Below are 16,853 nucleotides of genomic sequence, written 5' to 3'. Positions count from 1 at the left end.
AATGCTAGATATAGTGAAATAACCTTTAATAGTTACTAATATTTAATCGCTATTTATAAATTACATAAATATGGAGACCATTCTACGTTTACAGAGATTGCTAACCGATTAAGTGTGAAAAAGTCGTCTGTTGTTGAAATGGTCAAAACGTTGTTAAAGCATGAGTATGTTATTAAAAAAGAGATTTTAGAGAAAGTGGCACAGCATTTAGAAGATGAGGTGTTCCAATGATTATTTGGATTAATGGAGCTTACGGTTCTGGCAAATCGACTTGTGCGTATGAGTTGCATTGCAGACTGCCTAATTCATTTGTCTATGATCCTGAGAATGTAGGCTATTTTATTCATAAAAATATACCTATATCCTTGCATGAATCTAATTTCCAAGACCATCCTCAGTGGCGTTCGTTCAATTACGATATGCTGAAATATTTATCATCTACATATGAAGGTACGATTATCGCACCTATGACATTGATCGATCCTGGCTATTACGATGAAATTATTGGTCGCTTGATGAGGGATGGTGTAGAATTACATCATTTTATCCTTTATGCGGACAAGGAAACGATTGAGAAACGACTCAAAAAACGTTTTGAACGGGGAACATGGACGAGGGAAAGAATTGAGCCGTGTATGTATGCTTTTGACCATATCATTACAGAAGAGAAAATCATAACAGACGATAAAAGTATCGATCAGATCATTGAGGAGATTGCAGATCGAAGTCATCTTCACTTAATAAAGGATTCTCGCAGTGCATTTCAGAAAAAGATGGATCATTATAAAACCACGTTAAAACAGATACGTTTTTAGATACTTTTTGTCATAGCTAATAACTATAGCCAGATATACCTTTTCAGCTTACGTCAAGAAAGTCTCCTCATGTTAAAATAAACAAATAATATTAATCGTGAACAACACCAAGGGGGATTTTAACATGAGTGATAAATTTCAAATCGTAGGTAGCTTGTTGCGACCGGCTGAGTTGTTAGAATATAAAACACAAATCGAGCATCGTGATGATATTAACTATCCATTTTATCAGGAGTTCGATGGATATGAGCAGACAGAAGCGAAGGCGATCCAGTCTGTCGTGGAAAAAGAAATCGAAAATGACCTGTCGATCATTACAGATGGTGAATATTCTAAATCCATGTGGCACCTAGACTTTGTTTGGGGCTTCCAAGGAATTGAACGTTATATTGCAGATCATGGATACTTTTTCCGCGATACAGATGGAAATTCCAAATACGAGACACGCAAAGATATCGGACTACGGATCACAGGCGAACTCGGCGGGAAAAATCATCATTTTATCGAAGTATTCAAAAAGCTAAAAGATCATGCAGGCGATCGTGATACGAAGCTTTGTGTACCGTCTCCATCCCATATTTTCGGTGAATTGTCATGGTCGGATAATATCGGTGGTACTGATGCGGTCTACCAAAATGCGAAAGAACTCAAAGCAGGTCTGGTCAAAGCCTATACTGAATTTGTGAAAGAATTTGCAGAAGCGGGCGGTAAAATCCTGCAATTCGACGATTGCTTGTGGGAACTATTTGCAGATGATAACCCGAACTCTCCGTATACTGGCGAGCATATTAACCAAGAAGAAGTACAGGCGCTGGCGACTGAATTTATCGATATTAGCAATACTGTTATCGACTATGGTCACAGTCTGGGTCTAAAAATGTGGACACATAACTGCCGTGGTAACTATGATTCTCGTAATATGGGCGGCGGTTCGTATGTGAAGATTGCGAACTTGTTCTTGAAGCAACTCAAGTACGATCGCTTCTTCTTGGAGTGGGATGACGAGCGTGCAGGTTCACTTGAAGCACTTGCTGTGTTCAAAGACAAACCAAACACTGAGGTTGTTTTGGGCTTGCTATCCTCCAAAACAAGTACGTTAGACGATGAAGAACGTGTTCTTCGCTTGTTGGATGAAGCGTCTACGATTATTGATAAAGATCGTTTGTTACTTTCGCATCAATGCGGATTTGCTTCTTGCGATGGTGGTAATGAGTTGACCGAAGCAGAGCAATGGAAAAAAATCAATCAAGGGCAGAAGATTGCGGAGCAGTATTGGGCGAAGTGATTTTCCAATTGATGAAAGAATATACATGTGATTAGATTCTTGAATGAAAGTATAAAAGAAGCCATCTATTAGATAATGATAGGTGGCTTTTTACTATTAACTATGATATTCTCTACTCAAAGTTATAACAGTTATAACTTTATAACTTGAATGATTAAACAAATAATAGAGGTGATTAGAGTGCACAAAACGATAAAGCTAAATCAAAAAAAGTCAGATCATAACGTATATTCTCGTAAAATTGGTCGGATGGGTAACAGTCTTGGAGTTAGCTTTCCAAAGTTGCTGGCTGAGAAGTTGGATATTTCTCAAGGCGATGAGATTGAATTTATTGAAAATCATGATGGTGAGATTATATTAAGAAAGGTTCGTCAGATAGAGCTTCCTGAACATGTTCGACCTGAAGTATTAGAAGCATTTTATGATGTTTTTGAGGAAGATCGTGCGATATTTGATGATTTGAAGGACAGATAATATGACGCTATTTTTGACTAAAGAAGAAGTGATTGCTGCTCATTATTATATGATGCGACAAATGAATGATGTAGATCAGGCAGGGATCAAAGATCATACCTTGCTTGATTCTGCTATACATAGACCGATGCAGAGTTTATTTGGCGAAGATGCGTATCCTAGCTTGTTTGACAAAGCGGCGGCGTTTTTAGAATCACTTGTTAAAAACCATTGTTTTCATAATGGTAATAAACGTACAGCGTATTTAGTGGTGAAGTCTTTTTTGATGATTAATGGTTACCATTTGAGAATGGAACGTGTATTTGCTGTTGAATTTATTGTGGATATTGCTACAGGAAATACTTCTTTTGAACAAATTGTAGAGATACTTCGTAAGTACTCTGCATCCAAATAGTATTCTATGGAAAATGTGAAAATAAATATAAAAACAAATGTATCTCGACCTAGTATAGATATTTCGGTTTAATTATGATAGCTTTTTCTATAATTAGCAGTACATCTATCTGTGTTGTTGAAAGAACTCTTGATAAATCTTTAAAGCACTATAAATAAACCAATAGAACGGAGCCAAAGCCCATGACCAACTTATCGCTTGAAATCCAAAGCGCCACTGGCAAAGTCTTAGCTTCTCATACCGACACCAACCAAGTACATCTCGTGTACACCCAAGCGTACCAACCCGAAGATATCATTGTCCTCAAATGCTCCAAACCCAATACATATCTCATGATCCAACTGGAAGACTCGATGGGTGAAGCTTTTATTTATTTTACAGGCGAAGAATACCCATACTCAATACCTTTTGCTGAAAAAAGATCTTCATACTCACCGAAATCGTTTACAGGCGAGATGCATCTGTTGACTGCACGTTTAGCAACGACGGAAGAGATTCAGGCTTATCGCAATTTAGCTTACAACCCTTATGATCAACATACCAATGAAACCTGCTATCCACATGCTTCGGCAAATGTAGAGACGCGTGGTGAAGCTGTTTTTGCAGCGCGGAATGCAATCAATGGTAATCGTGCCAATCATTCGCATGGAGAATGGCCTTATGAATCGTGGGGGATTAATCAGCGTCCAGATGCGGCGATTACGATTCATTTTGGGCGCAATGTATTGATCCATCAGGTAGTGTTGACGTTACGAGCTGATTTTCCACATGATAATTATTGGGAGCGGGTGACGTTGACGTATTCGGATGGAAGTTCAGAGCAAGTGAATCTGGTTAAGACGCATCAACCGCAAATCATTTCGATCCAAGAAAAAGCAGTAGAATGGGTTACATTGAGCGAGTTAATCCAATCTGATGATCCTTCTCCTTTTCCAGCTTTGACACAGTTTGAAATATATGGTCGGGAAGCTTGAGATCGATGTGATTTTTTGATATCATGTTCCACTTATCGTAAAGAACTAATTTTAGTCAGCAAAGTTAGTTTTTTTTCATTATGTACACTTGCTCTACGTTTTGCTTTTGCACAAGATGAAGTACATAATATAGATAGATCAACTAATCAGGAGGCGATACATTTGAGTACATCAACGATAGGCGTTCCATTAAAGGGATTTGCAGAATTTAGTCGTAAAGTGGCTGCTGAAGGTGCAGTATTATTGAAAAATGAGGGTCAGGTTCTTCCGATTCAGAAAAAAGAAAGCGTTTCAATATTTGGACGGACACAAGTTAATTATTATCGCAGTGGTACAGGTTCTGGTGGTAGTGTACATGTAGCGTATACGACTAATCTGTTGGATGGATTACGCAGTAAAGCGGATATTACAGTCAACGAACAATTAGCATCTGTCTACGAAAAGTGGATCGAAGAAAATCCGTTTGATAACGGTGGCGGGGGTTGGGCTGCAGAGCCTTGGTTCCAGAAAGAAATGCCGTTAACAGATGAATTGGTCGCCGAAGCACGTAAACATTCGGACAAAGCGATTATGATCATCGGACGTACTGCTGGTGAAGATCAGGATAATGCAGATGAGCCGGGAAGTTATAAATTAACGATTGAGGAACAATCCATGTTGCAACATGTAACTGCTCATTTTGACCAGACGGTTGTGATCTTGAATGTATCCAATATTGTAGATATGAGCTGGATTAATGATACAGGATACATACACCCGATTAGCAGTGTCATCTACGCATGGCATGGCGGAATGGAAGGCGGTAACGCGATTGCAGATGTGCTTGTCGGTGAAGTGACACCTAGTGGTAAGTTAACCGATACGATTGCTTATTCGATTGCAGATTACCCGTCTACACGTAATTATGGTAACGAATTTAAAAGTGTATATGAAGAAGATATTTATGTAGGTTATCGCTATTTTGAAACGTTTTGCCCGGAGAAAGTACAGTTTGAATTTGGATACGGCATATCTTATACAGACTTTACGATCGATGCCCAAGAAGCTAAAGTGATCTCCAAAGACGGAGAAGAACATATTGAGTTCACGGTCAATGTGCAGAATAGCGGGTCTACGTTTGCAGGTAAAGAAGTGGTACAAGTCTATGTAGAAGCACCTCAAGGAGAACTGGGCCAACCTGTCAAAGTGTTAGCAGGATTCGGCAAAACGAAGCTGTTACAACCGGGAGAAGCAGAAACGTTAACGATTACGTTCCCTATGTCTTCTTTGGCTTCCTACGATGATAGCGGAGTAACAGGGCACCGTTCTGCTTATGTTCTAGAAAGTGGGACGTATATTTTCCATGTAGGAACCAGTGTGAAAAAGGTACAACCTGTACAGGTAAATGGACAAAGTGGTTATGTACTGGAACAGTTGCATGTGGTGGAGCAATGTGCAGAAGCGATGGCTCCTATTGAAAGCTTTAATCGGGTCAAACCGGGTACTCGCAAAGAGGATGGCACGTATGAACTGAGTTCTGTCGAAGCTCCAACACGCCAGATTTCGCTAAAAGAACGCATTCAGCAAAACCTTCCTGAAACCCTAGCGCAGACAGGAGATAAAGGACATAAGCTGAAAGATGTAGCCGATGGCAAAGTCAGTATCGAAGAATTTGTAGCTCAATTGAATAACGAAGACTTGGCTGCTCTAGTCCGCGGAGAAGGGATGAGTAGTCCACTGGTAACATCAGGGACAGCATCTGCTTTTGGCGGCGTGAGTGACAATCTATTTGGCTATGGTATTCCAGTCGCATGTACAGCAGATGGCCCGTCTGGGATTCGTATGGATAGCGGAGAGCAATCTACACAGGTGTCGATTGGAACACTGCTTGCGGCAACATGGAATAGTGAACTGGTTGAAGAATTGTATATGATGGAAGGTCAGGAAATGCTGATTAACCATATTGATGCATTACTTGGACCGGGACTTAATATCCGTCGTAGTCCATTAAATGGACGTAACTTTGAGTATTTTTCAGAAGATCCGTTGATCTCAGGTGTGTTCGCAGCGGCTTGTACGCGTGGAATTATGAAAGGCGGTTCGAATGCGACACTGAAGCATTTTGCTTGTAATAATCAGGAGAAACATCGTAGTAAAGTCGATGCTGTTGTCTCTGAGCGTGCGCTTCGCCAGATTTATTTAAAAGGATTCGAGATTGCTGTGAAGCAAGGTGGAGCGAACTCGGTCATGACTTCATACAATCCGATTAATAGCCATTGGGCGGCTTCCAATTATGATCTGAATACAACGATTCTACGCGGTGAATGGGGCTTTAACGGTATCGTGATGACCGACTGGTGGGCGATTATGAATGATACGGCTGAAGCCGGTCCTGCTGATCGCAAAAACATGAACGCTATGGTACGTGCGCAAAACGATCTGTATATGGTTGTGCCTAACTATGGAGCAGAGACGAACGCTTGGGGCGATAACACGATCGAATCTCTAGCGAATGGATCTTTAACCGTAGGCGAGTTACAACGTTGTGCGATTAATATTTGTGAATTTATTATGCAAGCGCCTGTGTTTGCCCGTAAAGAAGCCTTTGTTGAAAGTATTGATCTATTTAAAGGCAATGCAGGCTTATCCGCAGAACAAGCACAAAAAGTAACACCTAACCAACCGATTCCACTGGATACCGATGAATCTACATTTATCGAAGTCAAAGAAAGCGGAATGTACCGATTGTTCGCTTATGTCATGTCACCTGATAATGATCTGGCGCAAAGTGCTTGTAACTTAACGTTTAATGATCAGCTTGTGACCACGATCCAGACGAATGGTACAGAAGGCAAGTGGGTTACACAGAAGTTAGTGAAGGTGGAATTAGAAGCAGGAGTATACGAATTGAAGTTTGAATTTGTGAAGCCAGGAATTGAAGTGAAGCATTTGGAATTGAGAAAAGTGTAAGTATTCTTCATAAAATGAAAGATAACAAAACCACTAGTGAGCAAAGGGCTAGTGGTTTTTGCTATCATTTTTCTAAAAATCGACATCCTTTTCTACTTATTTTCCACTAATTTCAAAATTAAGCATTGAAAAGTATAGCCATAGTAGAGTAATATGGCTATATAATATGCAATTATATTAATTTATTAATATTTATATTAACTATAGAGAGTAGATAGGAGAATAATCATGACTCAACTACAAGATCAACTCATCGTACATTATAAGTTTGATAATCCAGAACATATTGAGCAAGATTCTTCAGGTAAAGGAAATGATGGGATCGTCGCAGGCACGATCAAGCCTGTAATCTCTGAAGTCTTTGGTAGACATGCAGTTACGTTTGCAGGAGGACGAAATGGTAGTTCATTTATTCAACTTCCTGTTCACGCACTTCAAAATGTAAGCGATAACAATGGAATAACAATCACAACATGGGTGAATTTGGGCATGGGCGTGAGTATATGGGAACGCCTTTTTGATTTTGGTAATGGAGAAGGAAGTCCGTCTTTATTTATGACACGTCAGATGCGCGGAACCCTGACTGCTGATGGCGATCTAGCGATAGATCCGGGTAAAGGATTTGTACGAGATGAATGGATGCATGTGGCTTTATCTGTGAAAGGAACAGAAGGTGGAACGCTCAGTAGTGCCGGCCCTGTGGTCTATGTAAACGGTGAAGTACTTGCCGATGGATCGATTAGCCAGACGTCTAGCGGTAACTATGCACGCTTGCGTCACTTTTTCCAAGCATTCGCAGAACAGACTACAAAGAATGCAAATTATATCGGACGTTCTCAGTTTGTTGCGGATGATGATTTTGTGGGTTCGCTAGCTGATTTCCGTGTCTATGAAGCAGGATTATCTGCGGATGAGATTATAGAAGTGATGTGCGATTCATTAACCGATGAAGAGATTATTGGACTAGCACGAGATAAATATTTGTCTTTCCCAACAACGATTATTACCAAAGATATTGCATTACCACAGGAATTGATGGGTGGACGGGTAAATGTAGCATGGACTTCCAATCAACCAGCATGGTTATCGGATCAAGGCCAGATGGGACAAGTTACTGAGCCACAAGCAGTTACATTAACAGCTGTATTGACTAGAGGCACGACTAGACTTGAAAAGAGTTACCACGTGTCTGTATTACCTGCTCATTTGCCACCGTATACGCTAACTATTCATGGCGATCAGGAAGTATTGGATGTTAGTGAAGTGATGTACGGTTTATTTTATGAAGATATTAATAATGCAGCCGATGGCGGAATCTATGCAGAATTGATACAAAATCGTTCGTTTGAATCGTTTGCATTTGATACCTATTCTCATGCTTCTGGTGAATGTGGATGTTCGACTGGACGTAACCGTGAGCCGTTATTTGCATGGTTTGGAGATACAGAGCAGATGACTCCACAATCCAGTGGTGGGTTAAATGAACACTTTGGCGTACAAGATCCAGAAGTGAACTCTTATTATGTGACAGTAGCGGATGAAGCAACGATTTATAATCGAGGATTTGGCGATACCAATCATAATTGTGCGATGGCGATTCGTACAGGGGCGCAGTATAACTTCACGATTTGGGCAAAAGCGGAATCTGCTGGAAGCATCACGATCCAACTACAATCTGCTGAGCATGATAGCATCAGCGAGCCAATTACGATACCGATTGAAGGCAATCACACATGGAAAAAATACGGAGTCGATGTTCCGATTACATTGACAGGTACAGCAGATACATTCGGGCAATTAGCGATTACGTTTGATGGCGAAATCTCTATTGATATGGTCTCGTTGATGCCGTTCGATGTATGGGGGGCGACAGAAGAGATCTCATCTTCTTCTGCTCATGCTAACTATACAGGCAATACGAATTACCGTTTGCGTAAAGATCTGGTTAACGCATTGGTTGAAATGCACCCTAAATTTTTACGTTTTCCAGGTGGTTGTATCTCTGAGGGTTCATTTATCTGGGAAAATGTATACGACTGGAAAGACTCGATCGGAGATATTGAATTACGCAAAGAAAACTTTAACGTCTGGGGCTATATGATGACGATGGGTCTCGGTTATATGGAATATTTCCAATTAGCTGAAGACTTGAATGCTGTTCCTCTTCCTGTCATGGCATGTGGTGTATTGTGTCAGGCACGCTCTGATTATGCGCATCCAGCAGGTGGGGAATTACGGGATTACTTTATTAAGAACTTTACCGATCTGATCGACTTTGCGATTAGTATGGATTTTGAAAATAATGAATGGGCAGCGATGCGTCGCCATATGGGACATGAAGCACCATTCGATCTTCGTTATCTAGGCGTTGGTAATGAAAACTGGGGTGTAGAGTTTTTTGCTAACTTTGAAGTGTTTAAGGTCGCGATTGATCAGTACATGGAGAAGCATTATCCGAATCATGAACTCCATATTATCTCAACCGTTGGAGCACAAGCAGATGATGATGCCTACCAACAAGGCTGGAAATTTTTGAGTGGCAATATGGAAGGGTCAGCAGAAGTGGCTTTTGCCGATGGGGAGAAAGTAACTGAAGAAACTGTCACATGGTATAAAGATCAATCCAATTATATGGATACGATTGCCGATGAGCATTATTACCGTTCCAATGAATACTTACTCAGTAATGCAGATCGGTACAACTATTATTATCGAGCATATCATCCAGATGGCAGTATCGACTGGCAACAATCGTCTAAAGTATTTGTCGGTGAATATGCGTCTACAGATAAAAACACGCTTGCAGGCGCTGTAGCCGAAGCCGCCGTGATCACTGGTTTTGAAAATAATGCAGATGTGGTTCGTCTAGCCGCTTATGCACCACTATTTAACAAAGTATTAACCGATGGAACATACCGCTGGACACCGGATTGTATCTGGTTCGATGATGAAAGTGTCTGGTTTACTCCGAACTATTATGTACAGCATTTATATGCGAAATATCTGGGAACAAAAGTACTGGGAACTTCCTTTTCAACTTATAAAAATGGAAAATCGATCGAATGGATTCCGCGTGGTGGGATCGAGATTGCGACTGGCAATGCTGAGATGATCGTTAGCCGTGTCAAAGTGATATCGAATAAAGATCATTCTGTACTGCTGGAACAAGATTTCACACAAGAGTTACAACCGATCTGGCAAGACATTCCGGGTTCTGTAGGCTATACGATCGATCCAGCACAAGGATTAATTTTGAAAGCACAAGCAAGTGGGCTTAATGGACTTTATATTATCAATGAAGAGTGGACAGATTACACAGTGGAGGTGGTGGCTTCTAGAGTATCCGGTACCGATGGATTTTACATTGGTGCAGGTCTGACTGATATCTCTGCGGAGAACAAAGATGTGATCGAGTATGCGATTGGTTATGACGGTCACGCTACAGGTGTTAAAGTGCATAAGCAAGGCGTAGAAAGCTATACATTAGGTGATTATTCGACCAGTACAGCCGCAGGTAATCTAAGAGCAGCTAGCTATGAACCGATCACTAATCATACACCGTATACGATTACAGTTAATTATGGTGGGGATACAGGCAATCGCTTAATCTGCTTCTATACAGACGGTCAGACAACAAGTAAAGTACACGATTACAAGCTAGAAGCCTACAACCGTGAAGTATTCCATTCCGTCACCAAAGACGAGAAGCATATCTATATCAAATTAGTAAATGCTGATGATGCTGACAAAGCTACACGCATCAACCTGCAAGCATTAAATGTCTCACCAACAGCTCAATTCATCACGTTAACTGGTGATGCTGAGCTTGTACATGTTCCCAATGTAAACAAAAAGAACGACGAGAAAGTGGTACCTCAAGAACAACAGCTACAGATCGAGGATCAATCGTTAGTCGTTCCATTGTCTGCAAATTCTGTGAATGTGCTGGTGTTGGATATACAGTCGTAATCATTCATTTCTATTCTTATTTTAGTCACAAAGAGCGGATGACTATGATCCGCTCTCATCTTTATTATGCGGAAGGGGCACAAGTAATGAATAAAGGTTGGATTCAAAAAGCAACTGCACTGACATTGATGATCTCATTAACGATTCCTGCGATTGGTTTTGGAGGAACTACATCTCATGCAGAAGAATATGAGTTGAAGCAAGCCGTCACTAGCCCTACATTTTCCAATGTATCGGTACATGATCCTTCGATTATCAAAGCAGGTGGAACGTTCTATGTATTCGGTTCCCATATTTCTGCTGCTAAATCACAAGATTTAATGAATTGGACTTCATTTGCAAACGGTTACACTACTCCAGGAAATACGATCTATGGCGATCTTTCCAAAAACCTAGCCGGTTCATTCAAATGGGCAGGCGAAAATGATGCAGATAGCAAAGGTGGATTCTCGGTCTGGGCGCCAGATGTGATCTGGAATCCTAAATATGTGAATGCGGATGGCACCAAAGGTGCATATACTATCTATTACTGCACATCTTCTACCTATATTCGCTCTGCCATCGGTATGGCGGTATCTCAAAAAATAGAAGGACCTTATACGTATGTCGATACAATGATCTATTCTGGATTTACCAAAGATAAAGCATTCGACAACAACAGTACAGTTGATAAAAAATGGACGAACACCAATATACAGACGTTGATCAATCAGAAAAAATTAAGTGGTGAAAGTTCAGCATGGTTCAATGCAGACGGAACCTATGCGAATCAGAACTATCCTAATGCGATAGATCCAACGATATTTTCGGATACGAAAGGTAAGCTATGGATGACTTATGGTTCATGGTCTGGCGGTATTTTTGTATTAGAAATCGATGCCAAAACAGGCAAACCGATCTATCCGGGCAAAGATGGGCAAACCAAAGATGGACGCTTGATTGATCGTTATTTCGGCACCAAAGTTGCTGGCGGTTACGGTCAGTCTGGTGAAGGGCCTTATATTCAATACAACAAAGAAAGTGGATACTACTATCTGTATATGACGTATGGCGGATTGGCTGCAAATGGTGGATACAATATGCGTGTCTTCCGCGCGACCAAGCCAGATGGTCCCTATCAAGATGCGAAAGGGCAACAAGCCACATGGCCTGCGCAAACGTCTAATGTGACCTATGGTAATAAGCTAATCGGTAATTATTTATGGGATAGCAAAGTAGGCGATCCCGGGTATGGAGAAAACTTCGGCTATGTTTCTCCAGGTCACAACTCGGTCTACACCGATGATAAAACAGGGCAGACATTCCTTGTCTTCCATACTCGTTTCCCGGCGAGAGGTGAAGAGCATGAACTTCGTATTCACCAGATGTATATCAATAAAGAAGGCTGGCCTGTTGTATCTCCTTACCGGTATGCAGGTGAGACGTTAGCTAAAGTAAGTGAAGAGATGGTTGTAGGCGATTATCAATTTATCGATCATGGGAATGATTCTTCTGCGGCGATCAAAAATACACAATATATTCGTCTCAACAAAGATCGTACGATCTCGGGCGAACTGCAAGGAACATGGCAGAAAAAAGGCACAGCAGATGCTATACTCACGATTGATGGTGTGAAGTATACAGGTGTATTTGTGAAAGATTGGAATCCAGTGACCAAGCAGTATAATATGACATTCACAGCCTTATCGACCAATGGAACAATGGGTTGGGGTAGTCGTCTCGTTGAGGAATCGGATAAGCAAGTGGTCGCAGATGTGTATAGTGATCTGAGTCTAGGTGATGTATCCAATATAATCAGCAATGTACAATTGCCGACTGTAGCGAGTCGTGGCACATCGGTAGTCTGGACAAGTTCCAATCCAGCAGTTGTTAGTAATACAGGTGTAGTCACTCGTCCGCAAGCAGGGCAAGCACCAGCAAATGTTACACTGACTGCTTCTATTAGCAAAGGTAACATCAAACAAACCAAAGTATTTCAGGTAACCGTACAACCTTTTGTAGAAGCTACATTAACAGCACAATACAGTTTTGAACATAATTTAAAAGACACAACGACAACATTCGGGCAAGGAACAGTGACTGGAGATCGCTTAGATTCTACAGTGGGAACGATTACGTATGGTACTGGAGTCAGTGGACAATCAGCTGTTTTCAACGGGACATCTGGTATTCGTTTGCCACAAGGATTGATCTCTAACAATTCGTATTCGGTTGCGGTATGGGTGAAGCCAGATCAATTGACAACCTATTCACCTGCCTTTTTCGGGGCGAAAGATACCGATCACTGGGTAAGCTTAATTCCGCGTGGTGCAACAGCAGACAAGGCGATGGTCTGGTCGGGCACAGCGTGGTATGACGGAGTGACAGGCGTGACGATTCCAGCGAATCAATGGACGCATCTGGCTTTCTCTGTCGATGAAGGTAGCTTAACGATCTATGTGAATGGCGTCCAGCAGTTTAGCGGGACGAACTTCCCGGATATTTTTACAGGTGGTAACGCTAGCTTCGGTCTAGGTGTGAACTACTGGGATACTCCTTTCAAAGGGCAGATGGATGAGTTACGTATTTACAAAGGTAGTCTAACACCTGCTCAGCTTTCTCAATTAGCGAAATCATAAAAACATCCAAGATTGCGCCAAAGTATTGTTCTTTCATGTAAAGAATGATATATTCATGTACGCAATCGACGGACATGTGCTTGGACAACAAGCTTCTTATATTGACACTATCAATCATGCTCTTCAGTTGCTTTTGACCTGAAGAGCTTTTTTATACTATTTTTTTCTAGTTATATTGTAATAAAGCCCTTTTGATACACTAATGTCGGTCTATTTCTCAGGTATGCCCATTCTAATGTAAAAGAAGTGAACTATGATGCAACCATTTGAACTTAAGTTTAAGCGAAGTCATCGACTACTAGATAAGTACTTTTCAGGATCAACGATTCATTATCGTCAGATGATTGCGCTGTTTGTACCGATTTTGATCGATCAGATTTTTATTATGGGATTGAACTTAATCAATACTGCAATGATCAGTTCAGCAGGTGTAGCCGCAGTCAGTGCTGTCAATATGATCGATTCGATCAATATTTTTCTACTGAGTGTATTTATTGCTGTTGCGACAGGCGGAACCGTAGTTGTTGCTCAGTACAAAGGACGCGAAGATGAGCGTGGAGTCTCTGAAGCGAGTGCAGGAGCCGTTTCTTCGGTCTCTTTACTGGCGATAGCGGTAGCTTTATTCGGGATTATTTTTCATGCACCGATTTTGAATATCCTTTTTGGATCGGCTGAAGCGGATGTGATGAATCTAGCACGAACGTATTTAATCGGAAGTTGTACTTCTTTTCTGGGCATAGCGATCGTGGAAGCCGTATGTGGAGCATTACGTGGGGTAGGTAGTACACGAGCTTCATTGATGTTATCGCTGATTATGAATTTAATTTATGTGTTGTTGAATTTTGTCTTTATTAACGGGTTACATATGGGCGTATTCGGAATGACATTGTCGGTGAATATTGCAAGATATTTGGGCGCTGCTTGTGCAATCTATTATCTGTTCAAAATGGATGTTAACCTGAAAGTTCAATTGCGTGAGATTCTGATTATCAAGTTCTCGATGTTGAAAAGAGTACTCTTTATCGGTCTTCCTTTTGCCGCTGAACAAATGTTTTTCAATGGGGGTAAAATTTTAACCCAGATCTTTATTGTAGGTATGGGAACGTATGCCATCGCTACGAATGCGATCTGTTCTTCATTAGCAGGCGTGATGCAGATTCCAGCCAATGCACTAGCGCTTACGATTATTACAGTAGTTGGTCAGTGTATTGGTAGCGGACATATCCAAGATGCTCGCAAATTTACCAAGTCATTTCTTATTTTATCGTCGCTTTCATTTGTCGTGATGGGACTATTGATCTTCCCATTCTTCTATCCATTAATCTCGATCTTTAATCCACCAGCAGAGATTGTAGACGATATTTTCTTAGTTCTTTTAATTAATACGATTGCTCAAGTTCCTTTGTGGGCGATTGCGTTTATCACTCCTTCTTCTTTACGTGCAGCAGGAGATTCCAAGTTTACTTCACTGGTGTCAATGTTATCTATGTGGTTATTCCGGGTTGTACTGGGTTATATCCTTGGGATTACGCTAGGTTGGGGTATTCTCGGGATCTGGATCGCGATGGATTGTGAATGGGCCGTCAGAGGCTTGATCTTTATGAAACGATTCCGAGGAAATAAATGGCTTCAACATCGAGTCATTTAGACAAATATCAATAAGCCTTGATTGCAGATGCAAGACGTCTGTAGTCAGGGCTTTTTTTACGTTATTTTAAAGTATAGTGAATAGGGGCATTACGAATAGAATGCTAGACAGTCATCAGATTACGTTTATAATGGGACATGTTCAGATCTTTAATCAAGAAAGGATGAGTATGAATTGCAAAAGTCTCAAATATATCGTCTGCTTCGTCTGGGTTGTGTATTATGTATCGGATTATTGATTTCTTGTAGCCAACCTTCAGCAGAAGCAGCAACGAACACATATTATGTCTCGCCTACAGGTAAAGATAGTCAGAAAGGAACAATCACTTCTCCCTGGAAAACGCTCCAACATGCGGCAGATACAGTGCCCGCAGGCAGTACGGTCTATCTGCGAGAAGGTGTCTATAAGCAACAGCTAGCGATTACTCGCTCAGGATCAGCAAGCAAAGGCAATATTACTTTTACTCCTTATTCTTCGGAAAAAGCAGTCTTAGATGGAACAGGTCAAGCCGTTGATGGACTGCAAGGAATGATCGATATTCAAAATGCTAGTTATATTACGATCAAAGGATTAGAAATTCGTAATTATACGACTACTCATGCGGATGAAGTACCAACAGGCATCAGTATACAAGGAGCAGGTAGTCATATTCAAATTACAGGAAATAAAATTCATGATATTAAAAGTACGGTCTCATTATCAGGTAATCATGCAACAGGTCGAGATGCACATGGTATAGCAGTGTATGGCAACAAAGCACCAGAGTCGCTACATGATATTACGATCGATCATAATGAACTGTACAATCTCGTATTGGGTTCAAGCGAATCGCTAGTCGTCAATGGGAATGTAGAGAAATTTACGATCAGTCATAATCGTTTACATGATAACGATAATATAGGGATTGATGTGATCGGATATGAAGGAACAGCGCCTAATGTGAAGTACGATGTTGCCCGTCAAGGCGTGATCAAAGGCAATACCATCTACAATATCTCATCTAATCGCAATCCTTTTTACGGGAAAAAGATACCCAATAACAGCAACTCGGCAGGCGCTATCTATGTGGATGGTGGCAAAGATACAGTGATCGAACAAAATAAAGTGTATAACAACGATATTGGGATTGAGATCGCTTCAGAACATGCCGGCAAATCAACCGACAATATTACAGTGGGAAGCAATATTATTTTCAGCAATCGACTTACAGGCATCGCGATGGGCGGATATGATACCGAGCGAGGTTCAACGATCAATAGTCATATTATGAACAATACGCTGTATAAGAACGATACTCTCAATCGTGGTAACGGACAATTGTATGTGCAATACGATACACGCAACAATGTGATCAAAAATAATATTATGGTCGCTGGTGCATCCAATGTGCTTATCTACAATGAATACACCAAAAATAGTGGCAATATTATTGATTATAATCTGTACGATGCACCGAATGGTAGCGCAGAAGCCACATGGATTTGGAAAAATAAAGAGTATGCAGGCTTTCCAGATTATCGTAAACGTAGTGGTAACGATGCCCATTCACTATTTGCTAATCCCAAATTAGTAGATCCAGCGAAGCGAAATTTCCATGTACAACAAAGCTCGCCAGCCATTCATCAAGGGATTGCTGATCCATCTATAGTAGGTACACTGGATATCGATGGACAACCTCGCAAAAGCCATTCGCCGATTACTATAGGTGCTGATCAATAACAATCATA

11 protein-coding genes are annotated in these 16,853 nt (G+C 41.0%); all 11 read left to right on the top strand.

Annotated features, from left to right (window positions below; translation table 11 throughout):
- Nucleotides 1-45: 45 nt before the first annotated feature.
- The 11 genes from RCP16_RS17985 to RCP16_RS17935 all read left to right on the top strand — a co-directional run bounded on the left by RCP16_RS17985 (nt 46) and on the right by RCP16_RS17935 (nt 16,845).
- Nucleotides 46-231 (top strand): MarR family transcriptional regulator, encoded by a 186-nt coding sequence (locus tag RCP16_RS17985; RefSeq protein WP_308642506.1) that lies wholly within the window; start codon nt 46-48, stop codon nt 229-231.
- Nucleotides 228-815 carry an AAA family ATPase gene (locus RCP16_RS17980; protein WP_308640986.1) on the top strand — a complete coding sequence of 196 codons (588 nt, stop codon included), beginning with the start codon at nt 228-230 and terminating at the stop codon, nt 813-815. The genes RCP16_RS17985 and RCP16_RS17980 overlap by 4 nt, the downstream gene beginning before the upstream one ends.
- 124 nt (nt 816-939) lie before the next feature.
- Complete coding sequence (locus RCP16_RS17975; RefSeq protein WP_308640985.1) at nt 940-2,100, top strand: cobalamin-independent methionine synthase II family protein; 1,161 nt, start codon at nt 940-942, stop codon at nt 2,098-2,100.
- A gap of 150 nt (nt 2,101-2,250) precedes the next feature.
- Entirely contained in the window at nt 2,251-2,574 is a 324-nt protein-coding gene (locus RCP16_RS17970; RefSeq protein ID WP_308640984.1) for an AbrB/MazE/SpoVT family DNA-binding domain-containing protein, read from the top strand.
- A gap of 1 nt (nt 2,575) precedes the next feature.
- Nucleotides 2,576-2,968: a type II toxin-antitoxin system death-on-curing family toxin gene (locus RCP16_RS17965; RefSeq protein ID WP_273592917.1), complete on the top strand. Its 393-nt coding sequence runs from the start codon at nt 2,576-2,578 to the stop codon at nt 2,966-2,968.
- A 182-nt stretch (nt 2,969-3,150) separates the two neighbouring features.
- Nucleotides 3,151-3,942 (top strand): carbohydrate-binding protein, encoded by a 792-nt coding sequence (locus RCP16_RS17960; RefSeq protein ID WP_308640983.1) that lies wholly within the window; start codon nt 3,151-3,153, stop codon nt 3,940-3,942.
- Nucleotides 3,943-4,104: 162 nt separating this feature from the next.
- Nucleotides 4,105-6,891, top strand: a complete 2,787-nt coding sequence (locus tag RCP16_RS17955; RefSeq protein ID WP_308640982.1) for a glycoside hydrolase family 3 C-terminal domain-containing protein — start codon at nt 4,105-4,107, stop codon at nt 6,889-6,891.
- A gap of 228 nt (nt 6,892-7,119) precedes the next feature.
- Nucleotides 7,120-10,860, top strand: coding sequence for an alpha-L-arabinofuranosidase family protein (locus tag RCP16_RS17950; RefSeq protein WP_308640981.1), 3,741 nt, complete (start codon nt 7,120-7,122; stop codon nt 10,858-10,860).
- Between the two features lie 86 nt (nt 10,861-10,946).
- On the top strand, nt 10,947-13,478 hold the full coding sequence (locus RCP16_RS17945) for a LamG-like jellyroll fold domain-containing protein (RefSeq protein ID WP_308640980.1): 2,532 nt from the start codon (nt 10,947-10,949) through the stop codon (nt 13,476-13,478).
- 256 nt (nt 13,479-13,734) lie between these two features.
- Nucleotides 13,735-15,126: an MATE family efflux transporter gene (locus RCP16_RS17940; protein WP_069325798.1), complete on the top strand. Its 1,392-nt coding sequence runs from the start codon at nt 13,735-13,737 to the stop codon at nt 15,124-15,126.
- A gap of 174 nt (nt 15,127-15,300) precedes the next feature.
- Nucleotides 15,301-16,845, top strand: coding sequence for a right-handed parallel beta-helix repeat-containing protein (locus RCP16_RS17935; protein ID WP_308640979.1), 1,545 nt, complete (start codon nt 15,301-15,303; stop codon nt 16,843-16,845).
- The last annotated feature ends 8 nt before the right edge of the window (nt 16,846-16,853 follow it).

The sequence above is a fragment of the Paenibacillus nuruki genome (assembly GCF_963311185.1).
Lineage (GTDB): Bacteria > Bacillota > Bacilli > Paenibacillales > Paenibacillaceae > Saccharibacillus > Saccharibacillus nuruki.
Note: the sequence above shows the minus strand (reverse complement) of the source record. Positions and strands in the feature narration are given on the sequence as shown.